Annotated in this window: 24 protein-coding genes; 12 read left to right on the top strand and 12 right to left on the bottom strand. The window is 74.1% G+C overall.

All coding sequences use genetic code 11. From position 1 onward, the window contains the following. Positions 1-78 precede the first annotated feature (78 nt). Positions 79-993 (top strand): LysR family transcriptional regulator, encoded by a 915-nt coding sequence (locus tag ACZ6EJ_RS09375; protein WP_469265706.1) that lies wholly within the window; start codon positions 79-81, stop codon positions 991-993. A gap of 95 nt (positions 994-1,088) precedes the next feature. On the opposite strand, the gene ACZ6EJ_RS09370 is transcribed toward ACZ6EJ_RS09375, so the two are convergent. The 3 genes from ACZ6EJ_RS09370 to mca all read right to left on the bottom strand — a co-directional run bounded on the left by ACZ6EJ_RS09370 (position 1,089) and on the right by mca (position 3,329). Then, positions 1,089-1,832 carry a DUF2071 domain-containing protein gene (locus ACZ6EJ_RS09370; RefSeq protein WP_469265704.1) on the bottom strand — a complete coding sequence of 248 codons (744 nt, stop codon included), beginning with the start codon at positions 1,830-1,832 and terminating at the stop codon, positions 1,089-1,091. A gap of 377 nt (positions 1,833-2,209) precedes the next feature. Next, the gene (locus tag ACZ6EJ_RS09365) at positions 2,210-2,446 is read right to left on the bottom strand and encodes a hypothetical protein (protein WP_469265703.1); all 237 of its coding nucleotides are present in this window, start codon (positions 2,444-2,446) and stop codon (positions 2,210-2,212) included. Position 2,447: 1 nt separating this feature from the next. Next, positions 2,448-3,329: a mycothiol conjugate amidase Mca gene (mca, locus tag ACZ6EJ_RS09360; RefSeq protein ID WP_469265701.1), complete on the bottom strand. Its 882-nt coding sequence runs from the start codon at positions 3,327-3,329 to the stop codon at positions 2,448-2,450. 159 nt (positions 3,330-3,488) lie between these two features. On the opposite strand from mca, the gene ACZ6EJ_RS09355 reads away from it, so the two are divergent. The 3 genes from ACZ6EJ_RS09355 to ACZ6EJ_RS09345 all read left to right on the top strand — a co-directional run bounded on the left by ACZ6EJ_RS09355 (position 3,489) and on the right by ACZ6EJ_RS09345 (position 5,157). Beyond that, on the top strand, positions 3,489-3,905 hold the full coding sequence (locus tag ACZ6EJ_RS09355; protein WP_469265699.1) for a DUF4307 domain-containing protein: 417 nt from the start codon (positions 3,489-3,491) through the stop codon (positions 3,903-3,905). Positions 3,906-4,088: 183 nt separating this feature from the next. Continuing rightward, on the top strand, positions 4,089-4,586 hold the full coding sequence (gene greA / locus ACZ6EJ_RS09350; protein WP_469265697.1) for a transcription elongation factor GreA: 498 nt from the start codon (positions 4,089-4,091) through the stop codon (positions 4,584-4,586). 136 nt (positions 4,587-4,722) lie between these two features. Next, positions 4,723-5,157: a VOC family protein gene (locus ACZ6EJ_RS09345; RefSeq protein WP_469265695.1), complete on the top strand. Its 435-nt coding sequence runs from the start codon at positions 4,723-4,725 to the stop codon at positions 5,155-5,157. Positions 5,158-5,224: 67 nt separating this feature from the next. Here the strand turns inward: ACZ6EJ_RS09345 and ACZ6EJ_RS09340 are convergent, their stop codons facing one another. The 3 genes from ACZ6EJ_RS09340 to ilvA all read right to left on the bottom strand — a co-directional run bounded on the left by ACZ6EJ_RS09340 (position 5,225) and on the right by ilvA (position 8,471). Further along, complete coding sequence (locus ACZ6EJ_RS09340; protein ID WP_469265693.1) at positions 5,225-6,082, bottom strand: ABC transporter permease; 858 nt, start codon at positions 6,080-6,082, stop codon at positions 5,225-5,227. Continuing rightward, positions 6,079-7,101, bottom strand: coding sequence for an ATP-binding cassette domain-containing protein (locus ACZ6EJ_RS09335; RefSeq protein ID WP_469265691.1), 1,023 nt, complete (start codon positions 7,099-7,101; stop codon positions 6,079-6,081). Before ACZ6EJ_RS09335 ends, ACZ6EJ_RS09340 begins: the two co-directional genes overlap by 4 nt. 140 nt (positions 7,102-7,241) lie before the next feature. Next, a complete protein-coding gene (gene ilvA / locus ACZ6EJ_RS09330; protein ID WP_469265689.1) occupies positions 7,242-8,471 on the bottom strand; it encodes a threonine ammonia-lyase in 1,230 nt (409 codons plus the stop codon). Between the two features lie 156 nt (positions 8,472-8,627). On the opposite strand from ilvA, the gene ACZ6EJ_RS09325 reads away from it, so the two are divergent. From ACZ6EJ_RS09325 to ACZ6EJ_RS09315, 3 genes are all read left to right on the top strand, one after another. Further along, positions 8,628-9,158, top strand: coding sequence for a MarR family winged helix-turn-helix transcriptional regulator (locus ACZ6EJ_RS09325; protein WP_469265687.1), 531 nt, complete (start codon positions 8,628-8,630; stop codon positions 9,156-9,158). A gap of 65 nt (positions 9,159-9,223) precedes the next feature. After that, positions 9,224-9,697 carry a sigma factor-like helix-turn-helix DNA-binding protein gene (locus ACZ6EJ_RS09320; RefSeq protein ID WP_469265686.1) on the top strand — a complete coding sequence of 158 codons (474 nt, stop codon included), beginning with the start codon at positions 9,224-9,226 and terminating at the stop codon, positions 9,695-9,697. Then, positions 9,694-9,948, top strand: a complete 255-nt coding sequence (locus tag ACZ6EJ_RS09315) for a hypothetical protein (protein ID WP_469265684.1) — start codon at positions 9,694-9,696, stop codon at positions 9,946-9,948. Before ACZ6EJ_RS09320 ends, ACZ6EJ_RS09315 begins: the two co-directional genes overlap by 4 nt. Before the next feature lie 54 nt (positions 9,949-10,002). Here ACZ6EJ_RS09315 and ACZ6EJ_RS09310 read toward each other — a convergent pair whose 3' ends face one another. After that, positions 10,003-11,148 carry a cystathionine gamma-synthase gene (locus tag ACZ6EJ_RS09310; protein ID WP_469265683.1) on the bottom strand — a complete coding sequence of 382 codons (1,146 nt, stop codon included), beginning with the start codon at positions 11,146-11,148 and terminating at the stop codon, positions 10,003-10,005. A 66-nt stretch (positions 11,149-11,214) separates the two neighbouring features. On the opposite strand from ACZ6EJ_RS09310, the gene ACZ6EJ_RS09305 reads away from it, so the two are divergent. Then, a complete protein-coding gene (locus tag ACZ6EJ_RS09305; protein ID WP_469265681.1) occupies positions 11,215-12,318 on the top strand; it encodes a hypothetical protein in 1,104 nt (367 codons plus the stop codon). A gap of 98 nt (positions 12,319-12,416) precedes the next feature. Then, positions 12,417-13,082, top strand: coding sequence for a peptide-methionine (S)-S-oxide reductase MsrA (gene msrA / locus ACZ6EJ_RS09300; RefSeq protein ID WP_469265679.1), 666 nt, complete (start codon positions 12,417-12,419; stop codon positions 13,080-13,082). Positions 13,083-13,133: 51 nt separating this feature from the next. Here the strand turns inward: msrA and ACZ6EJ_RS09295 are convergent, their stop codons facing one another. Further along, the gene (locus ACZ6EJ_RS09295; RefSeq protein ID WP_469265678.1) at positions 13,134-13,832 is read right to left on the bottom strand and encodes a TetR/AcrR family transcriptional regulator; all 699 of its coding nucleotides are present in this window, start codon (positions 13,830-13,832) and stop codon (positions 13,134-13,136) included. A 94-nt stretch (positions 13,833-13,926) separates the two neighbouring features. Between ACZ6EJ_RS09295 and ACZ6EJ_RS09290 the strand changes: the two genes are divergently transcribed. Next, positions 13,927-14,862: an alpha/beta fold hydrolase gene (locus ACZ6EJ_RS09290; protein WP_469265676.1), complete on the top strand. Its 936-nt coding sequence runs from the start codon at positions 13,927-13,929 to the stop codon at positions 14,860-14,862. A gap of 203 nt (positions 14,863-15,065) precedes the next feature. Here ACZ6EJ_RS09290 and ACZ6EJ_RS09285 read toward each other — a convergent pair whose 3' ends face one another. Together ACZ6EJ_RS09285 and gdhA are read right to left on the bottom strand one after the other, a co-directional pair. Further along, the gene (locus ACZ6EJ_RS09285; RefSeq protein ID WP_469265675.1) at positions 15,066-15,455 is read right to left on the bottom strand and encodes a helix-turn-helix domain-containing protein; all 390 of its coding nucleotides are present in this window, start codon (positions 15,453-15,455) and stop codon (positions 15,066-15,068) included. 363 nt (positions 15,456-15,818) lie between these two features. After that, a complete protein-coding gene (gene gdhA / locus ACZ6EJ_RS09280) occupies positions 15,819-17,198 on the bottom strand; it encodes an NADP-specific glutamate dehydrogenase (RefSeq protein ID WP_469265674.1) in 1,380 nt (459 codons plus the stop codon). A gap of 804 nt (positions 17,199-18,002) precedes the next feature. Here gdhA and ACZ6EJ_RS09275 point away from each other — a divergent pair. Next, a complete protein-coding gene (locus tag ACZ6EJ_RS09275; protein ID WP_469265673.1) occupies positions 18,003-18,440 on the top strand; it encodes an RDD family protein in 438 nt (145 codons plus the stop codon). 156 nt (positions 18,441-18,596) lie between these two features. Here ACZ6EJ_RS09275 and ACZ6EJ_RS09270 read toward each other — a convergent pair whose 3' ends face one another. Beyond that, complete coding sequence (locus ACZ6EJ_RS09270; RefSeq protein WP_469265671.1) at positions 18,597-19,862, bottom strand: L,D-transpeptidase; 1,266 nt, start codon at positions 19,860-19,862, stop codon at positions 18,597-18,599. A gap of 236 nt (positions 19,863-20,098) precedes the next feature. Continuing rightward, the gene (locus tag ACZ6EJ_RS09265; RefSeq protein ID WP_469265669.1) at positions 20,099-20,551 is read right to left on the bottom strand and encodes a hypothetical protein; all 453 of its coding nucleotides are present in this window, start codon (positions 20,549-20,551) and stop codon (positions 20,099-20,101) included. A gap of 107 nt (positions 20,552-20,658) precedes the next feature. Between ACZ6EJ_RS09265 and ACZ6EJ_RS09260 the strand changes: the two genes are divergently transcribed. Next, a complete protein-coding gene (locus ACZ6EJ_RS09260; RefSeq protein ID WP_469265668.1) occupies positions 20,659-20,970 on the top strand; it encodes a hypothetical protein in 312 nt (103 codons plus the stop codon). Positions 20,971-21,072: the final 102 nt, after the last annotated feature.

Genomic DNA, 21,072 nt, shown 5'->3' with positions numbered 1-21,072 from the left:
CTCCGGCCGGCTGTTCCGGTTTCCAGTGGACACCTGGCAGGAGAGGTCTGTCCAATATATGTTTGCCTAGTGATCGATATGCCTGGTGATATCAACCTGTCCCGCCGACTCCTGGAGCAGTTCCTCGTGGTGGTCCAGGAGAAGCACTTCGGCCGGGCCGCCGAGCGGCTGGGCATGAGCCAACCGCCGCTCAGCCAATCCATCCAGCGCCTGGAGCGCACTGTGGGGGCCCGCCTCCTCGACCGGGGTCCGGGGGGCGTACGGCCGACCGCGGCCGGCGCGGCGTTCGCCGCGGACGCGCAGCGCCTGCTCGACCTGCAGACGGCGGCCGTGGCACGGGCCCGGCGCGTGGCGGCCGGGTTCCGGGGCGAGGTACGGGTCGGATACGTGAGCCTGCTGAGCTACCTCTACCTCCCCGCCATGCTGCGGGCCGCGGCCGCGCAACTGCCCGAACTCAGCGTCCACCTCCAGCACGACTCCTCGGCCGGCGTGGTCGAGCAGGTCCGCGCGGGGACCCTGGACCTCGGCTTCGTCCGCGACCCGGCCCGGCTCGGCGGCGACCTCGTCAGCACCGTCATCGCCACCGAGCGGATCGCCGCCGCCCTGCCCGGAGGGCACCGGCTGGCGGAGGCGGACGGGATCGATCTCGCGCAGCTCGCGGACGACGCCTTCGTCCTTCCCGACCCGGCCGCGCTTCCGGCGCTGGCCGAGCAACTGCACGTCGCCTGCCGCGAAGCCGGTTTCACCCCGCGCGGGGTGGCCGTTGCGGACGACCTCAGCGGGCTGTTCAGTTACGTCGAGGCGGGTCTCTGCGTCGGCCTCGTCCCCGAGGGCCTGCGCCACCTCGCCCTCGCCGGGGTGCGCCTCGTACCGCTCCGCGGGCGCTCCGGGCATCTCGACACCGCCGTGCACGCCATCCACCGCCCCGACGCCGACCCCGCGGTGACCCGCCTCCTCGCCGTGGCCCGCGACCCGCGGCTCCAGGAGCGCTGACCCGGCGACCGCCCGACGGCGCGGGAAGGCCGCTCCCTCACGGCGAAGCCCCCCGCGGCGGCGCGCAGGGGGCCGGTCGCCGGTGGACGCGCGGGTCACCGCCCCCGCGGGGCCTCGCGGCGGGGCGGGGTGTGGATGTCGAACGCGGTGTGGCGTTGCAGGCCCGCGTGGCACGGGGGTTGGCCGGGGGTGATGAGTCCGAGGTCGGTGAAGACCTGGCTGTGCGCGGACTCCACCGCGGCCTCCTCCAGCGCCAGCGGCTCGTGCCAGACCGAGTAGCGTCCGACGCCGGTGCCGTCGCGGCGGGCGTACCAGCCGAGGGCCGGGTCGATCAGTATCCGGCTCGTCTCGTCGGCGTCGGGGAAGCCGGGCGGTGGCGTCAGGGGGCGGCCGGTGCCGCGCAGCGCGACCGCCGCCGCGCCCCAGCGGCCGTGCGTACGCAGGCTCCAGGCGCGGGCCGTCCCGTCCTCCCAGGTCGCCCGGACGTCGACGTCCTCGTGGTACCACGGCATCTTCCAGGCCGCGGCCGGCAGGTGGACGAGCCGGCTGCCCAGGGAGGTCCCGAAGAACCAGACCCCGGTGCGCCCGCCGCGCCGCACGTAGGTGCGGTAGTTCACCTGGCCCGCCGTGAGGGAGATCGGCCGGGCGAAGCGGAAGTGGAACCGGTGGTCGCGGAAGGCCACCAGCGACACCAGCGCGGCGCCCTCCCGTACGTCGGGCTCGAACCCGTCCGGGAGCACGGCCGCCACCCGGTCGGGGTCGGCGGCCCAGCTCACGATCGCGAAGTCGGCGAGGTCGGCCGCCGCATGGTGCCAGCGGACCCTCGGTCGGTGCTCCACAGCGTCCTCGTCCTCTGCTCTCCCGGCGCCGCCCGGCGGGGCGGCGTTCACCGGCGTCGGGGCGCGGCGCCCCGTACGCGTACGGAGCACGGCGCCGGGGCGGGGTCGTCCCCGTAGGTGTGCGGGCCACGGCCGCGCACCGGACGTCCGGGGCGCGGCCGTGGGCCACGGGCGGCCGGGGCGTCGCGCGGGCGCCCCGTGCGCCGCGGTCCTCGCTAGGGGGGCCGGCGGATCAGGGCCGGACAGGCAGCGGTGTCCGGTGCGGTGCACCGCACGGCGCCGGAATGCCCTCGTCGCGGAGCGCTTCGGGCGTTCCGGCAACGCCGCGCGGCGCCGTGCCAGGCGACGCGGACCCGGCTCTGATCCGCCGGACGCCCCTAGGGGCGGGAGGGGGCCTGGGAGGTCTCCGGTCCGGCGGGCGCCGCGGCCGGGTCGGGGGCCTCCTCGAAGTCGACCCTGCCCATGTGGCGGTTCATCGACTTCATCAGCAGCCACACGCCGACGGCGAGGGCGGCGAAGACGAGGAAGCCGAGGACGCCGGGGGTCACCTTGTTCTTGTCGAGCTCGTCGGCGGCGAACGGGACGAGGTGCGTCAGTGCCTGGGTCGCGTACATATCAGGCATTGTCGCGGATGCCCGCGAAGAGGTCGCTCTCGGGGAGGGAGGTATCGACCAGGGACTTCGCCAGCTCGTACTCCTCGGTCGGCCACACCTCCCGCTGGACCTCCATCGGGACCCGGAACCAGCCGCCCTCGGGGTCGATCTGCGTGGCGTGCGCGATCAGCGCCTTGTCGCGGATCTCGAAGAACTCGTCGCAGGGGACGTGCGTGGTCAGCGTGCGCTCGACCCGCTCGAACTCCTTCCAGCGCTCCAGCCACTCGCCGTACGGGGACTCCAGCCCGCGCGCCAGCAGCGCCTCGTGGAGCGCGACGGTGCGCGGCCGGTTGAAGCCCTGGTTGTAGTAGAGCTTCAGCGGCTGCCAGACCGGGCCGAACTCGTCCTCGGGGAACTTCTCCGCGTCGGCCGCACCGTCGAACGCGATCATCGAGATCGTGTGCGTCATGATGTGGTCGGGGTGCGGGTAGCCCCCGTTCTCGTCGTACGTGGTGATGACCTGCGGCCGGAAGGCGCGGATCTTCGCCACCAGGCGCCCGGCCGCGAGCTCCGGGTCCTCCAGGGCGAAGCACCCCTCGGGCAGCGGCGGCAGGGGGTCGCCCTCGGGCAGCCCGGAGTCGACGAAGCCCAGCCACTCCTGCTGGACGCCCAGGATCTCCCGGGCCTCGTCCATCTCCTTCTTGCGGACCTCGTGGATGTTCTTCTCGATGTACGCGTCACCCTGGAGCTTCGGGTTGAGGATGGAGCCGCGCTCGCCTCCCGTGCAGGTCACGACCAGCACGTCCACCCCCTCGGACACGTACTTGGCCATGGTGGCCGCGCCCTTGCTCGACTCGTCGTCGGGGTGGGCGTGAACGGCCATCAGTCGTAGCTGCTCAGTCAAAGCTCGATCCTCAGTCATCGGTCGCTCGGGTCGCTGGTGGAGAGGTGCCGGCCCGCGCGACGCCGGTGCGGGGCGCGGTCGGGTGACGTGCGGGTGACTTCTATAGTGACTGACCGGGGGGCCGGAAAATTCCTTGAGCCCGACCCGGAGGGAACGATCATGACAGCGGTTCGCGGGACCACGCCCGAGGGGCGGTACGGCCGCACCGAGGACCGGCGCACGGACCGCGGGCTGAAGATCGTCGGCTCGGTGCTGGGCGTCGCGCTGCTCGGGATGGTCGGCTGGATCGGCTACGACTACGTGGGCGGCCAGGGCATCAGCGCCGAGATGATCAAGTTCAAGGTCGTCTCCGACGCGCGGGCCGAGGTGCACCTGGAGGTCCGCAAGGACCGCGGCGGCCACGGCTACTGCGTGGTGCGGGCCCTCAGCGAGGACGGCTCGGAGGTGGGCCGCAAGGAGGTCCGGTTCGACCGGCCCGAGGAGCGGATCGACGAGATCGTGGCCGTGGTGACCCGCTCCCGCGCGACCGCGATCGAGCCGATGGGCTGCACGGCTGACGACGGTCCGGCGAACTGATCCGGCCATACCTGCTCTGACCTGCGGCGATGTTGGCCGGGCCAGCGCGGTCGAGCGTGTGGTCGTTTACCTTCTCCCCCTTTTCCTGCGGAATTGTTAGGCTCGTGGTTTCGCCCACCCGTGGAGGCACATGCTTCTGGGTAGGGCGTTGCTTTGTATTCCCAGCACCGACGAGGAGCACCTGTGACCCAGACCAGCGAGAACGTCACCTGGCTCACGCAGGAGGCGTACAACCAGCTCAAGGCCGAGCTGGAGTACCTGTCTGGTCCCGCGCGCACGGAGATCGCCGTCAAGATCGCGGCGGCCCGTGAGGAGGGTGACCTCCGGGAGAACGGCGGGTACCACGCGGCCAAGGAGGAGCAGGGCAAGATGGAGCTCCGGGTGCGCCAGCTCACCCAGCTCCTGGAGCACGCGAAGGTCGGCGAGGCGCCGGCCGACGACGGCGTGGTCGAGCCCGGCATGGTCGTCACCATCGCCTTCGACGGCGACGAGAACGACACGATGACCTTCCTGCTCGCCTCCCGCGAGTACGCCAGCAGCGACATCGAGACGTACTCCCCGCAGTCCCCGCTCGGCATCGGCCTGAACGGCAAGCGGACGGGCGAGGAGGCGGAGTACGAGCTGCCGAACGGCAAGACCGCCTCCGTGAAGATCCTGGCGGCGAAGCCGTACACCGGCTGACCCCGCGCCCCGCACGACGTGCGAGCCCCCCGGCCGAGGACGGTCGGGGGGCTCGCTGCTGAGCCGGGCGGGGCGCGCCCGGCTCAGGGCGGGAAAAGCCGTGGTGGTGACGGGAGCCCGTCCCTACGATGGGCCGATGCCATCGATCAAGCAGGTCCAAATCACCTTCGACTGCGCGGAGCCGGTGCGCGTGGCCCGTTTCTGGTCCGAGGCGCTGGGATACGTCGCGCCGCCGCCGGACGGGTTCGCCACGTGGGACGCATTCGATCGCGCGTCCTCCTCCGAGCAGCGGGTCCCGGCGTCCGCGTCGTGCGCCGACCCGGCGGGGGTGGGCCCGCGCCTGTACTTCCAGCGCGTCCCCGAGGGCAAGGTCGTCAAGAACCGGGTCCATCTCGACGTACGGGCGGGCACCGGGCTCGTGGGCGAGGAGCGTGTGGCGGCGCTGGAGGCCGAGTGCGCGCGGCTGGTCCCGCTCGGCGCGGTGCGCGTACGGCTCCTGCCCGCCGACGGCGTCAACGAGTCGTGCCTCGTGATGCAGGACGTCGAGGGCAACGAGTTCTGCCTCGACTGAGCGGGCGCGGCGCCTGTACGGGCGGCCGCGGGTACGCGGCCGCCCGCAGACCAGGGCGTGCCCGCGGTCAGACGGCCGCCGAGCGGTACTTGCGGACGGCGAGGGTCCGGAAGACCGCCAGGATGACGACGGACCACAGCACCGAGGCGAGGACCGGGTGCCGCATCGGCCAGGCGTCCGGGGTCACGAAGCCCGGCGGGAGGTTGCCGAACAGTTCGCGGCAGGCCTGCACGGTCGCGCTGAAGGGGTTCCACTCCGCGATGTGGCGCAGGAAGGCCGGCATCTGGTTGGCGTCCACGAAGGCGTTCGAGATGAACGTCAGCGGGAACAGCCAGATCAGCCCGCCGGAGGTGGCCGCCTCCGGGGTGCGCACCGTGAGGCCGATCAGCGCGCCGATCCACGAGAACGCGTACCCGAGCAGGAGCAGCAGCAGGAAGCCGAGCAGCACCTTGCCGACGTTCTCGTGGGTCCGCCAGCCGACGATCAGGGCGACGCCCGCCAGGACGACGAGGGTGAGGGTGGTCTGCACGAGGTCGGCCAGCGTGCGCCCGGTGAGGACGGCGCCGCGGGCCATCGGCAGGGACCGGAAGCGGTCGATGAGCCCCTTGTGCATGTCGTCCGCGATGCCCGCCCCGGCGCCGGCGGTGGCGAAGGTGACCGTCTGGGCGAAGATGCCCGCCATCAGGAACTCGCGGTAGTCCTGCGGTGAGATGGAGCCGCCGACCCTGATCGAGCCGCCGAAGACGTAGGTGAACAGCACCACGAACATGATCGGCTGGACCAGCCCGAAGATCACCATTTCGGGGATCCGGGTCATGCGGATCAGATTGCGCCGGGCGACGACGAGGGAGTCCTTCACGGACTGCGTGACGCCCCCCGCCGGACGGGGGGCCAGCGGCCGGGCGTTCTCGGCGGTCGTGCTCACGGGGCCTCCTCCTCGTTCCGGGAGCCGCCGGTGCGCGGCGGCCGCGCACCGCCGCCCCCGTCGTCCTCCGCCTCGGGGTTCTCGGCGGCGTGGCCGGTGAGGGAGAGGAAGACGTCGTCCAGGGTGGGGCGGCGCAGGGCGATGTCGTCGATCTCCACGCCCCGGCCGTCCAGCTCGCGGATGACCTCGGCCAGCAGTCTGGCCCCGCCGCTCACCGGGACGGTCAGCTTGCGCGAGAGCCGGGCGACGGCGACCTCGCCCCGGCCGAGGGCGGCCAGCACCTCCCGCGCGGGGCCGATCTCGTCGGGGCGGTGCACGACGACCTCGACGCGCTCGCCGCCTGTGCGGGCCTTGAGCTGGTCGGAGGTGCCGCGGGCGATGACCCTGCCCTGGTCGATGACGCAGATGTCGTGGGCGAGGCGGTCGGCCTCCTCCAGATACTGCGTGGTCAGCAGCAGCGTCGTACCGCCGGCGACCAGCTCCTCGATGACGTCCCAGAGCTGCTGCCGGTTGCGCGGGTCGAGGCCGGTCGTGGGCTCGTCCATGAACATGACCGGCGGCGAGACGACGAGCGCGGCCGCGAGGTCCAGGCGCCGGCGCATCCCGCCGGAGTACGTCCTGGCCGTGCGGTCGGCGGCGTCCGCGAGGTGGAACCGTTCCAGCAGGACGCCCGCGCGGGCCTTCGCGTCCCGTGCGCTCATCTGGTAGAGCTGCCCGACCATCCGGAGGTTCTCCCGGCCGGTCAGGTACTCGTCGACCGCGGCGAACTGCCCGGAGAGCCCGATCGACCGGCGTACGTCGTTGGGCTTCTTCAGCACGTCGATCCCGGCCACCACGGCCCGGCCGCTGTCGGGGCGCAGCAGGGTGGTCAGCACCCGTACGGCGGTGGTCTTGCCCGCGCCGTTGGGGCCGAGCAGCCCGAGGACGGACCCCTCGGGCACGTCGAGGTCGACGCCGTCCAGGGCTCGTACGTCGCCGAAGGTCTTCACCAGGCCCTCGGCGTGGATCGCACCTGGCATGGGGGCTCCCCCGTCGCTCGCGGTCGGCGCCGCCGGTGACGGCTTCCTGAGCAGATCCTAGGAGCGACGGGGCGGCGCCGCCCGACGAACCGGCGGATTCCGGCCAGTCGGCGCGAAGAGGGTCGCCCGGCCGGGGGAGGTCAGCCCGTCACCCGGTACCCCGCCGCGCGCAGCGCCGCCTCGACCTGCGCGCAGTGCTCGGGGCCCTTGGTCTCCAGGTGCAGGTCGACCTCCGCCTCGGTCAGCCCGAGGCGCGGGTCGGTGCGCACATGGCCGATGTCGAGGACGTTGGCGTCGGCGGCGCTCAACGCGGCCAGCAGCGCGGCGAGCGCTCCCGGACGGTCGGTGAGCCGCAGCCGCAGGCTCAGGTAGCGGCCCGCCGCGGACATCCCGTGCCGCAGGATGCGCTGCATCAGCAGCGGGTCGACGTTGCCGCCCGACAGCACGGCCACCACCGGCCCCCGGAACGCCTTCGGGTCGCTGAGGAGCGCGGCCACCGGGCTGGCCCCGGCCGGCTCGACGACCATCTTGGCCCGCTCCAGGCAGAGCAGCAGCGCGCTCGACAGCTCGTCCTCGGTGACGGTGCGGACCTCGTCGACCAGCTCCGCGATCAGGGGGAACGGCACGTCGCCGGGGCGGCCCACCTTGATGCCGTCCGCCATCGTGGCCTGGGCGTCGAGGGAGACCGGGTGACCGGCGGCGAGCGACGGCGGGTAGCACGCCGCGCCCTCGGCCTGTACGCCGACGACGCGCACGTCGGGGCGGAGCGCCTTCACCGCGACGGCGAGGCCCGCGGCGAGTCCGCCGCCGCCGATGCCGACGACGATGGTGCGCACCTCCGGGCACTGCTCCAGGATCTCCAGGCCGACCGTGCCCTGCCCGGCGATGATGTCGGGGTGGTCGAAGGGGTGGATGAAGACCGCGCCGGTCTCCTCCGCGTACCGCTGGGCGGCGGCCAGCGTCTCGTCGACGACCTGGCCGTGCAGGCGGACCTCGGCCCCGTACTCGCGGGTCGCGGCCACCTTGGGCAGGGGCGCCCCCAGGGGCATGAAGACGGTGGACCGCACCCCGAGCAGGGTGGAGGCGAGGGCGACGCCCTGCGCGTGGTTCCCGGCGCTGGCGGCGACCACCCCGGCCGCCCGCTCCTCCGGGGTGAGTCCGGAGATCCGCACGTACGCGCCGCGCAGTTTGAAGGAGCCGGTGCGCTGGAGGTTCTCGCACTTGAGGTGCACCGGGGACCCGACCAGCCCGGAGAGGTGGCGGCTGCCCTCCAGGGCGGTCGTACGCACCACCCCGGACAGCATCTTCTGCGCGCCCCGGACGTCGTCGAGGATCAGGGCCGGACGGGATGGGGTCGCGCGGAAGGTCATGCCGCAAGTCTTGCAGCTCCGGCGGCGCCCGGCGGACGGGTCTGCGGGCGGTCCGGGGCGGTGTCCGCAGGTTTGTGCGGCACTGGTACGCGTTGCCCCCGAGCCGCGTACTCTGTCCCCCACCCATCCGACACCGCATGAAGAGAGCCCCCGGCCATGCCCCCACAGGACATGACGACTGCTGCGTCTCCTTCCGGGGGCGCGATCCCCGAACTCCCGGCCCCCGAACGCCTGCTGGACGCGCTCCAGCACCAGGTGGCCGTGTTCGCCCGCCGCGCCGAGCAGACCCGCCTCGGGGGCGTCGGCCAGGTCCGCAACTCGATGGACCGGGCGGCGTACCTGTTGCTGAACCGGCTGGACCGGGAGGGCCCGATGGGGGTCAAGGCGCTGGCGGCCGGGATGGGCATCGACTCCTCGACGGTGACCCGGCAGGTCGCGCCGCTCGTCGACACCGGCCTGGTCAAGCGGGCCTCCCACCCCGAGGACGGCCGGGCCGTGGTGCTCCAGCTCTCGCCCCGCGGCCAGGCCCGGTTGGAGGAGGTGCGCGCCTCGCGGCGCGCGTTGATGGAACAGGTGACCGACGGCTGGACGCGGGAGGAGCGGGACACCTTCTGCGCCCTGCTCACCCGGTTCAACGCCTCGCTCGCCGCCCGCCAGGCGGCGTACCAGCCGTCGCAGGCGGACTGACGCCCGGCGCCCGGTCGCGTCCGGCCTCTTGACCCCGGCGGTGCGCCGGGGCTCGGATGTGGTCCATGAAGGAGCGGGCGACGCACCGGGACCGGCTCCGCGCCCAGGAGTTCGAGGCCTTCGTGGCGGGCGCGGGCGGCCGGCTGCTGCACACGGCGACGCTGCTGACCGCCGAACCGCCCGTCCCGCCCGGCGCCAACGCGCGGGCCGAGCGGCTGCTCTGCGCGGCGCTGGCCCGTACGTACGCCGACTGGGACCGGTTGCGCGGCGGCGACCCCTACGACCTGGCCCGCCGGGAGCTGGCCCTGCGCTTCGCCCGCCGGGCCCGGAGCCACCGGCGGTCGCGCGGCGGCGTCCTGGGGCGGCTCACCCCGTGGGAGCGGCTGGTGGTGGTCCTGCGGGTGTACGAGGAGGTCGGCGAGGAGCAGACGGCGGCGCTGCTCGGCCTGCCGGCGGACCGGGTCCGCGCGGTCTGCGCCCGCTCGGTGGCCGCCCTGCGCCCGCCCGGTCCGGGGGCGGCCCCCCGGACGACGCCGTGAGCGCCGGGCGCGACCCGCGGGCGGAGCGGCTCCGCCGGATGCTGGACGGCCCGCGCCCGGCCCTGCCGCCGGACCTGGCGGAGCGGGCGGTGCGGCGCGGGGCGCGGAGGCTGCGGCTGCGCCGGGCGGTCAACCGGACGGCGGGGTGGCTGCTGGGCGCGGTGCTCGCCGTGTTCCTCGTCTGGGCCGGGGTCGAGCAGCCGTGGGCCCCGGAGCCGGCGCAGGTGACCCCGCCGCTGGAGGAGTGGTGAGGCCGCCCCCGCCCGCGCGGTGAGCGGGGCGGGGGCGGGTGCGCGTACGCGGGGTCAGCCGAGGGCCTGGGTGAGGTCGGCGACGAGGTCGTCGCCGTTCTCGATGCCGACGGAGAGCCGGACCAGGTCGGCGGGGACCTCCAGCGGGGAGCCGGCGGCGGAGGCGTGCGTCATCCGGCCGGGGTGCTCCAGCAGCGACTCGACGCCGCCGAGGGACTCCCCGAGCGTGAAGAGCCGCGCCCGGTCGCAGACGGCGACCGCCGCCTCCTCGCCGCCCGCGACCCGGAAGGACACCATGCCGCCGAACGCCCGCATCTGCTTGGCGGCGACCTCGTGGCCGGGGTGGTCGGGCAGGCCCGGATAGAGGACCTGGGAGACCTTGGGGTGCCGGGTGAGCAGGTCGACGACCTTGGCGGCGTTCTCGGTGTGCCGGTCCATGCGGACGGCCAGGGTCTTGACGCCGCGCAGCACGAGCCAGGCGTCGAAGGGGCCGGCGACCGCGCCCATGGCGTTCTGGTGGTACGCCAGCTCCTCGCCCAGCTCCGGGTCGTCCACGATCAGCGCGCCGCCGATGACGTCGGAGTGGCCGCCCATGTACTTGGTGGTGGAGTGCACGACGACGTCCGCGCCGAGGGCCAGGGGCTGCTGGAGGTAGGAGGAGGCGAAGGTGTTGTCGACGACCAGCCGCGCCCCGGCCTCCCGCGCCACCTGCGCCACGGCGGCGATGTCGGTGATGCCGAGCAGCGGGTTGGACGGGGTCTCCACCCAGACCGCCTTGGTGCGCGGGGTGATCGCGGCCCGCACCGCGGCCGTGTCCGACGTGTCGGCGACCGAGAACTCCACGCCCCAGCGCGAGGCGACCTTCGCGAACAGCCGGAAGGTGCCGCCGTAGGCGTCGTTCGGGATGACCACGTGGTCTCCGGGGGTCAGCAGCGTCCGCAGGAGGCAGTCCTCCGCGGCGAGGCCGGAGGCGAAGGCGAGGCCGCGGCGGCCGCCTTCCAGGGCCGCCAGGTTCTCCTCCAGGGCGGTGCGGGTCGGGTTGCCGCTGCGGCTGTACTCGTAGCCGCCGCGCAGTCCGCCCACGCCGTCCTGCTTGTACGTGGACACCTGGTAGATGGGCGGGACTACCGCGCCGGTGAGGGGATCGGCGGTGTTTCCCGCGTGGATCGCCAGTGTCTCGAAGCTGTGCTGGTCGCTCATGGGGCCGAGCGTAGTTCGTCCCGAGGAGCCGCACCGGCCACTCGCCGCACCGGTGACAATGGAGCCATGGAGATTCTGTGGTTCCTGTTCGCGCTGTGCATGATCGCCGCGGTGATCGGCCCCTGGGTCATGCGCCGCCGGGGCGGTGTCCGCCAGGTGGCCCCCGGTTCGCCGGACGCCGCCGACCCGGACGCGTACGGCTTCGTGCGCCAGGAGGAGCTGGACGTGCGGATGCCGGGGCCCGACCAGGACCTCCTGGACGTGCTGGAGGTCGTGCAGGCCGCCCAGGACTGGCGGGCGGCGGCCCAGTTGCTGGCCGGCACCCCGAAGGAGGGCGAGGTCCGCTGGCAGCGGGTCCAGGCCTTCGCGGGGGCCGCGTCGCTGGAGCTGGCGCGGCGGCCGGGCGAGGGCGGGGCGTGGCTGCGGTCCTGGCGCGCGGAGGCCCCGAAGGACGCGGGCGGCGCGGCGGTGCACGCGGAGTTCCTGGTGCAGCAGGCGTGGCGGTCGTCCTCGGCGGGCAGCGACGACTTCCGGATCATCCTGGAGGAGGCCCGTACGGTCTGCGGCGAGGCGGCGCTCCTGGCGCCCGGCGATCCGGTGCCGTACATCGTGGAGCTGGCGGTCGCCCGCGGGCTGGGCTACACCCCGGAGCAGTTCGACCAGGTGTGGGCGAAGGTCATCGACCGGGCCCCGGCGCACCTGGGCGCGCACCTGGCGGCGCTGCGCTACCACTGCGAGAAGTGGCACGGCTCGCGCGCGGAGGCGGAGCGCTTCGCCACGGCGGCCGCCGCCCGCGCCCCGCGCGGCTCGCTGCTGGCGGCGCTGCCGCTGTTCGCGGTGTACGAGCACCTGCCGGAGGTCAACCTGGTGCAGGGCTTCTACCGCGGCCAGGTGGTGACCAAGGCGGTGGAGGGCGCGATGTTCGCGGTGCACGCGGCCCGCCCGGACGACCCGATGCTCGCCCACGTCCGGCATCTGCTGGTGCTGTTCCTGGTGCACATGGAGCGCTGGTCGGAGGCGGTGCACCAACTCGTCCTCGTCGACGGCCACGTGGGCGCGCTGCCGTGGACGCAGGGCCCGGACCCGGCCGCGCAGTACACGGTCTACCGGGCGCTGGCGGTGGCGGGGTACGAGGCGAACGGCGGCAGCCCGGCGACGCTGTCGCGCTGAGCGCGGGGGCGCCGGGTCTCCGGGGCGGGGCCCGGCGGAATCCCGGCGGCCGGTCCCTTGTTGTACGGGGCGAACCCGACCCCGGAGGAGCCACCCGCATGTTCCTGAACCGCCGCACCCCCGAGCTCCCCACCCCGGAGCAGGCCCTGCGCGGCCGTCCCGTCCCCACGTTCACCGTCCCCGACCGCCACACGGTCCTCGGCAACCCCTTGGCGGGGCCGTATCCCGAGGGCCTGGAGGTGGCGGACTTCGCGCTGGGGTGCTTCTGGGGCGCGGAGCGGAAGTTCTGGCAGACCGAGGGCGTCTGGACGACGCTGGTGGGCTACCAGGGCGGCTACACGGAGAACCCCACGTACGAGGAGGCCTGTTCGGGCCTGACCGGGCACACCGAGGCGGTGCGCGTCGTCTTCGACCCGCGGGTCGTCTCGTACGAGGAGCTGCTGAAGCTGTTCTGGGAGTCGCACGACCCCACGCAGGGCTTCCGCCAGGGCAACGACGTGGGCACCCAGTACCGCTCCGCGCTCTACCCCCACACCCCCGAGCAGGCCGCCGCGGCCGCCGCCTCCCGCGAGGCGTACCAGAAGGTCCTGACGGCCTCGGGCCACTCCGCGATCACGACGGAGATCCTGCCCGCCGAGGGCCGCCCGTTCTGGCCCGCGGAGGCGCACCACCAGCAGTACCTGGACAAGAATCCGGGCGGTTACTGCGGTATCGGCGGCACGGGCGTCTCGTGCCCGATCGGCGTGGCCCCCGTCGAGGGCTGACCGCTTCCGCCCGCGCCCGCCGGTACGCAGCCCGCGTCCGGCGGGCGCGCGCTATCCGAGCATCGCCGGGAGCAGGCGGCGCAGGAGCCGTTCGAACAGGGCGTCCCGTTCGGCGGGGGCCGCCGAGGGGGGCGGGCCCGCCGTCGCGAGGGCGGCCGCGAGGTGCGGGTGGCGGCCCTCGGCGGCGACGCGCGCCAGGTGGGCGGCCTGGGCGGGCGGGCCGCCGTCCGCGGTGGCGACGGCCTCGCGGCGGGCGAAGAGGGTGGCGAGGCCGCCGAGCAGCCCGATCGCCTCCAGCTTCTGCCGACCGTCGCCCGGCGCGGGGGCCAGCAGGGCGAGGGCGTGGTCGAGGTAGGCGATCGCGTGCGGGCCCAGCACCTCGCCCCGCCGGTCGAACAGGTCGGCGAGCCAGGGGTGCCGTACGTGCGCGGCCCTGGACTGGCGGGCCAGGCCCACCAGGTCGGCGACCCAGTCGCCGCTGGGCCCGGCGGAGAGGTCGATCTCCCCGGCGACCGCGTCCGCCATCAGGTCCAGCAGGTCGTCGCGGCTCCCGACGTAGCGGTAGAGCGAGGCGGGCCCGGTCCCCAGCCGCTGCGCGAGCGCGCGCATCGACACGGCGTCCAGCCCCTCCGCGTCCGCGAGGGCGACGGCGGCGGCGGTGATCTGGGGGCGGCTGCGTTCGGGGACGGGGCCGCGGGTGCCGCGTTCGGGGCGCGACCAGACGGTGGGCCGGGGCTCGCGTTCGGTCACTGCCCGTCGCCTTCGTCGTCTCGGGTGGTCCTGGGTCCTCCGGTAGTCTAATACTGCGAACACCGATCGCAGTTTTTCTGGAGAAGGGCCCGCCATGACCTGGACCGCACGCCGCTTCGCCCGCAACGGCGCCGTCGAGCTCGCCCACGACCGCCTCCAAGAAGGTGCGGCGGGCGAACCGCTCCTGCTGGTGATGGGCCTCGCGGTCTCCCGGCACTGGTGGCCGAAGGGGCTCTGCTCGGCCTTCGCCGACGCCGGTTTCGCCGTCGTCCGCTACGACCAGCGGGACGCGGGCGAGTCCACCCGCCTGACGAGGAGCGCCGCGCGGGGCAACCCGTTCACCGCCCTGGCCGCCCGCCGCAGCCCGGCGTACACCGCCGAGGACCTGGCCGACGACGCCGTGGCCGTGCTGGACGCGCTCGGCTGGGAGTCCGCGCACCTCTTCGGCCACTCGATGGGGGGCGTCGTCGCCCAGCGCGTCGCCCTGCGCCACCCGGACCGGGTGCGCACCCTGACCTCGTCGGCCGCGCTGCCGAGCGATGTCGGCGGGCTGGGGGCGTTCCGGCATCTGCGCCTGTCCACGCTCGCCAGGTTCGCGCGGATCAAGCCCGGCCGGGACCGGGAGGAGAGGATCGCGGCGGGGCTCGCGGTGGCCCGGCTGTGCGCGTCGCCGGGCTACCCGTTCGACGAGGCGGGGACGCTGGAGCGGATCACCGCCGACGCGGACACCGGCATCGCGGACCCGGACGCCCAGTCCCGCCAGATCGGCGCGGCCTGGAGCGGGCCGCCCCTGGCCGAGCTGCGCGTCCCGACCCTCGTCCTGCACGGCGTCGACGACCCGCTGCTCAAGCCCTCAGCGGGCCGCGCCACCGCCGAGGCGATCCGCGGCGCGCGCCTGGTCCTCCAGCCGGGCGTCGGCCACGACATCCCGCGCGAGCGGTTCGCGGGGGTGGCCGCCGAGGTACGGGCGCTCGCCGACGGGTCCCGGCCGGTGGACGTCGACGGGGACGCGGAGCGGGCCGCCCCCTGACCGGAGCGGCCGCCCTTTGACCGGCGCGGCGTGGGCGGCGTGAGGTGGGCGGCGTGAGGTGGGCGGCGCGACATGGGCGACGTGGGCGGCGCGCCGGCGAGTGCCGCCCCGTGTGGCCGCCGCCCATGGGGGCCCATGGGGGCGCCGCCCCGCGTGGGCGGACCCGCCCCGCCTGACCGCCGCCACCCCGTGCCACGAGGCGGTCAGGCCGCCAGCAGGACTCCGCCCATCGGGCGCGCCGACCCTGCGGACCGGGCGGCGGGGGCGGTGAGCGGGCGGGACCGCGCCCCGGCGAGGCGGACCAGCCGCTCGCCGGCCAGGGCCAGCACGTCCGCGAGGCTCAGCCCGAGCGCCTGGGCGGCGGCCGCCAGGACCTCCGACGAGGCCTCCTTGCGGCCCCGCTCCACCTCGGAGAGGTAGGCCATGGATATCCGCGCCGCGTCGGACACGTCCTTCAACGTCCGCCCCTGCGCCCGGCGTTCACAGCGCAGCACCTCCCCCACGAGGTCGCGCCAGAGCGGCTCCGGGGGCGGGCTCGGCGCCGGCGGGCGCAGCGGGATCACATGGACCTGGTTCGTCGCTCGGATGCTCACCGCCCCAGCCTAGGAGGCCCGACCCGCTCCCGTGGGGGTCGGGCGTTGCGCTCCCGGCTGATCTGCTGTCGGCGAAGTTCCGTGACGTGGACCGGGCCGGGCGCTCCGTACGCGGACTCGGACGCGGAGCCCGTACGCGTACGCGCAACCCCTGGCCCCACGCCCCTGCACGAGGCCCCCCGCACCCCCGTACGCGCCCCGCCGCGAGACCGGCCCGCGCCCACCCCCGTACGCGAACCCGGACAAGACACCAGGCCGCCGCGCCCGCCCGCGTACGCGAACCTCGGCCTCACCCCCGCACGCGGACCCGCACCCCGCCCCCGTGCGCGAACTCCCGCCCGCTCCGCGCGACTCGACGCGACGTCAGATCAGGCCCTGCGCCAGCATCGCGTCCGCCACCAGTTCGAAGCCCGCGATGTTCGCGCCCACCACGTAGTTGCCGGGGCTTCCGTAGCGCTCGGCGGTCGTGTAGCAGGAGTCGTGGATGTGGCGCATGATCTCGGCCAGCCGCTCCTCGGTGTGGGCGAAGGTCCAGGAGTCGCGGGAGGCGTTCTGCTGCATCTCCAGCGCGCTCGTCGCCACCCCGCCCGCGTTGGCCGCCTTGCCGGGGGCGAAGGCGACGCCCGCCTCCTGGAAGACCCGGACCGCCTCGGGGGTGGTGGGCATGTTGGCGCCCTCCGCGACCGCCTTGACCCCGTTGCGCACGAGGGTCAGCGCGTCGCCCTCCAGGAGTTCGTTCTGCGTCGCGCAGGGCAGGGCCACGTCCACGGGGACCGACCAGACGCCCGTGCCGGGGACGAACCGGGCGTGCGCGCCGCGGCGTTCGGCGTACTCCGAGACCCGGCCGCGCCCCCGCTCCTTGATCTCCTTGAGGAGCGCGAGGTCGATGCCCTTCTCGTCGACGACGTAACCGGCGGAGTCCGAGCAGGTCACCACGGTCGCGCCGAGCTGCTGGGCCTTCTCGACGGCGTAGATGGCCACGTTGCCCGAGCCGGAGACCGCGACGGTCTGGCCCTCCAGCGACTCGCCCCGGCTGCGCAGCATCTCGGCGGTGAACATGACCGTGCCGTAGCCGGTGGCCTCCGTGCGGGCCTGGGCGCCGCCCCAGCCGAGGCCCTTGCCGGTGAGGACGCCGGACTCGTACCGGTTGGTGATCCGCTTGTACTGGCCGAAGAGGTAGCCGATCTCCCGGCCGCCCACGCCGATGTCCCCGGCCGGGACGTCGGTGTACTCCCCCAGGTGGCGGTGGAGTTCGGTCATGAAGGACTGGCAGAACCGCATGATCTCGGCGTCGGAGCGGCCCTTGGGGTCGAAGTCCGCGCCGCCCTTGCCGCCGCCGATGGGCATACCGGTGAGGGCGTTCTTGAAGATCTGCTCGAAGCCGAGGAACTTCACGATGCCGAGGTTGACCGAGGGATGGAAGCGCAGGCCGCCCTTGTAGGGGCCGAGGGAGCTGGAGAACTCCACCCGGAAGCCGCGGTTGACGTGGATGTCGCCGGCGTCGTCCGACCACGGCACCCGGAAGATCAACTGGCGCTCGGGCTCGCAGATCCGCTCGATGATGCGGGCGTCGACGAACTCGGGGCGCCGCGTCAGCACCGGCCCGAGCGTCTCCAGCACTTCGCGGACCGCCTGGTGGAACTCCCGCTCACCCTGGTTGCGCCGCAGGATCTCGGCGTAGAGCGGTTCGATGACCCGGTGGGCGGCGTCGTTCGACTGTGCGGGGTCGGGGATGACCGGCATCTGATCAGACCTTCCGTGGTCGGCTCGTGCGTGTCGGCGCCCCGTCGTCCCGAGGGAGGCGCCATCGGTCCGCCTCCCCCGCCGGGGGCCCGCGGCCCCCTCGTGCGAGGGAGACGCGGCCGTCGCCCGGAGGAGCGACGGGGAGGACCTTCGTACGAACCGATTGTCCAGCGCGATCCGATGATCTTCGAGGACCATCCACATATTGACCATGATCGGCCGGATGCGAGGCCGCCGGGGGGGGCGTACGCGGGCGCGTGCGGGCCCCTGTCGCCCTGCGCCGCAATGAGCTTGACCATCACCGTCGTACGCGGGCGCGCACGGGCCCCTGACCGGCCGCTCGGCCGGGTCCGCGCGCGTCCGCGGCCGCCCCGCGCGCCCCGGCCGCCGCGTGGCGGAGGTCACACCGGACAGCGGCGCCGACCACTGCCGCGGGCCGGGCGGCACCGGGCGGGCGCCGTAGTTACCCGTCAGGAACCACGACACGCCACCTGGCGTTCGGTCATGATGCTCCCCATGTCGAAGCCGCGGGGGCGTCGGAGCGGGCAGCCTCCTGATCAGTCACGGACGTCGTACGCGGCGCTACGCGCGAAGAACGGGGTTCTGCGGCCCAGCCCGCACGCCCCGCCCCCGCCGCCGCCCTCATCCCCGTACGCCCGCGCGCTGTCGCCCGCCGCGTACCCCGCGCACGCGGGGCGTGCGGTCCGGCGGGGCGGTCCGCCCTCCGCGCCCCGCCCCGCGCCCGGCGCGCCGGGGCAGCCGCGCGTCCCCAAGGGCACGGGGGCCGCGCGGCGGTGTCTGGCCGTGGGACTCGACTGCTACCTGTGCCTGCTGTCCGTGGGGCTGCTGGTGCGCTTCGGTCCGGACACCGCCGGGACGGGGTGGCGGACCGTGCTGCCGGTCGTCCAGTCGCTCGCGCTGTCCTTCGCCAACCAGGTGCTGCTGACGATGGCCGTCCGGGCGAGCGCCGGGAAGCTGATCATGGGGGTCCGGGTGATCCGGCTGCCCGACGCGGGGCGTCCGGGCTTCCGGCGGCTGGTGCTGCGCTGGCTGTACGGGCTGCTGTGGCTGCCGCTCCGGCCCTGGTACGCGCTCCGGCACCCGGCGGCCGCCCGCGCGCGAGCGCCGGAGCCGCCCTCCGGCTGCCCCGTCCAGCGGGACGAGGACCTGGCCGGGGTCCGCCAGGTCCGGCGCAGCGACCTGCTCGGCTACCGCGCCGCCCTGGCCGGCCGGACGGACTGACACGCTCGCCGCCGTACGCGCCCCGCGGGCGTACGGGCGTACCGGCGTGCGGGGGCGCGTACGGCGGCGGCCGGTCGCGCCCACGCCGAAGGCGGCGGCCCCGGAGCGCTCGGGGGCCGCCGCCTTCGGGCGGGGACGGGGGTGGAGAGGCGGGGGTCAGACGGCGGAGCCGGCCTTCCAGCGCGACCAGTCCATGTTCCAGCCGTTGAGGCCGTTGTCCGGGGTGATGGTCTTGTCCGGGGAGTTCTTGACGATGACCACGTCGCCGACCAGGGAGTTCTCGTAGAACCACGCACCGGGCTGGTTCGGGTCGTCGGCGCCCTTCGCGTCGGCGAGGCCCACGCAGCCGTGGCTGGTGTTGACCTTGCCGAAGATGCCCTTGCCCCAGTAGTTGCCGTGGATGAAGGTGCCGGAGGTGGAGAGGCGCATCGCGTGCGGCACGTCCTTGATGTCGTACTCGCCCTTGCCGTCGTCGTCGGTGAAGCCGACGGTGGCGCCGTTCATCCGGGTCTCCTTGTGCTTCTCGGAGATCACCATCTCGCCGTTGTACGTGGGGTTGTCGGGCGAGCCCGCCGAGATCGGGATGGTCTTGACCGTGCTGCCGTCGCGGGTGACGGTCATCGTCTTGGTCTTCACGTCGACGGTCGAGACCTGGTTGCGGCCGACCTTGAAGGTCACGGTCTTCTGCTGCACGCCGAAGACGCCGTCCGCGCCCTCGACGCCGTCCAGCGCCAGCTTCAGCGTGACGGTGGAGCCGCCCTTCCAGTACTCCTGCGGGCGCAGGTCCAGGCGCTGGGAGTTGAACCAGTGCCCGACGACCTCCTGGCCGCTGCTGGAGGTCACGGTGATGCCGCTCTGGACGGCCTTCTTGTCCGTGATCGGCTTGTTGAAGTTGATCGAGACGGGCATCCCGACGCCGACCGTGGAGCCGTCCTCGGGGGTGAAGTTCCCGATGAAGCTGTTGTCGGGCGAGACGGTGGTGAAGGAGCTGTTCTCGTGGGCCTCGCGGCCCTTCGCGTCGGCCGCGGTGGCGGTGATCTTGTACGTGGTGGACCGCTCGAGCTGGCCCGCGGGCTTCCAACTGGACCCGTCGGCGGCCAGCGCGCCCTCGACCGGCTCGCCGTCCGCCGTGGTCATGATGACCTCGGTGAGCTTGCCCTTGGTGACGGAGACCTGCGCCGCGTTGTTGATGCTGGCGTTGGTGGCGCCGTTCTTCGGCTGGATCGTTATCTGGGCCTCGGACGCGTCCTCGGCCGCGGCCTTGTCCACTTCCTGCGACTGCGAGGACTCCGAACCTCCGGCGTTCGCCTTACCGCCCGCGTCGTCGTCGCAGGCCGAGAGCACCAGTACGCCACCGAGCAGTGCGGACACGGCCATGAGGCCCTTGCGCCGCTTGCTGTCCGTCATCACACGCTTCTCCATCGTCGCCGAATCCCCAAAAACCCCGGACGGGGCGCCGAACGGCTGTTCCCCGTCAATGTTCCAGTAACACCCGGAACGAGTGCTCCCGTTCCCCAGCCCCGGAGGATGTGGGGAACACCACTCACCGACGCGGGGGCGGCGGCCGCGGTTCCCCGCGCACGGGACCGTCCGCCCGCCGCCGCACAGCGCGGCCCCGGTCCGCGGCTGAGCGGGGCCGGGGCCGGTGTTCTCACACGTCAGCCCCGCCGCGCGGGGTCACCGTCCTCGCCGTCGTTCCCCCCATTGTGCGCGACCGTGTCGCCGTACCCCTCCTCGTCGCCCTCGTCCAGCGGCAGGAACAGGCCGTCCTCCTCGTCGTCGTCGACACCGTCCCAGCCTTCTCCGTCGGGGTCGTACGCGATGCTCTCGCTGCTCCAGGAGGCCTGGGCCAGCTCGACCCCCGGCACCTCGCTCACCAGGTCGAAGGGGTCGACCAGGGAGGCGAGCGCCTCTGCTCCGTCTGCCCGCACGGTGGCCTCGACATGCATCCGCTCCTCGGCCCCCTCGCCCCCGGCCGCCTCGCCCACGGGCTCTCCGTACTCGGCGGCGACGCTCTCCAGGGCGGCGCCGGTCAGGGCGTCGGAGTCGGTGATCTCCAACACCATCTCCACGCGAAGGCGAACAAATCTGGATGTCTCTTCTGTGCTCATGACGGGAGCGTAAGGGGCGTCGGGGCCGCGATTTTCCTCCGACCCGCTGCTTTGCTTAGCATCGGCCCACGGGGCTAACTCATGGTTGTCGCAAGGGGATCCAATCCGTGTCCGTCGCTCGTCGCACACTCCTGACCGCCACCGCCGCAGGCACCCTGCTGACCGCGTTCTGGTTCGTCCCGTCGGCCAACGCGACCGGCGACGGCCCCCCGCCGCAGGCGCCGGCCGCGGCCTCCGACCCGGTGGCGCGGTACGCGTCCGACGAGCGCCCGGCCCCCGTTGACGGCGCTCGGCTCGCCGACACCGGACCCGGCCCGGAGGCCGCCCCGTACCTCATCGGCGGCACCTGCCTGCTGGGCATCGGCGCCGGCTTCGTCGCCTACTCGGTGCGCCGCTCCGGGACGCGCCCGGCGTTCTAGGACCGGCTCCCCGGGGGGGGGGGGGGGGGGGGGGGGGGGGGGGGGGGGGTGGGGGGGGGGGGGGGGGGGGGGGGGGAGGGGGGGGGGGGGGGGGAGGGGGAC

The organism is Streptomyces sp. NPDC041970 (genome assembly GCF_055588985.1).
Note: the sequence above shows the minus strand (reverse complement) of the source record. Positions and strands in the feature narration are given on the sequence as shown.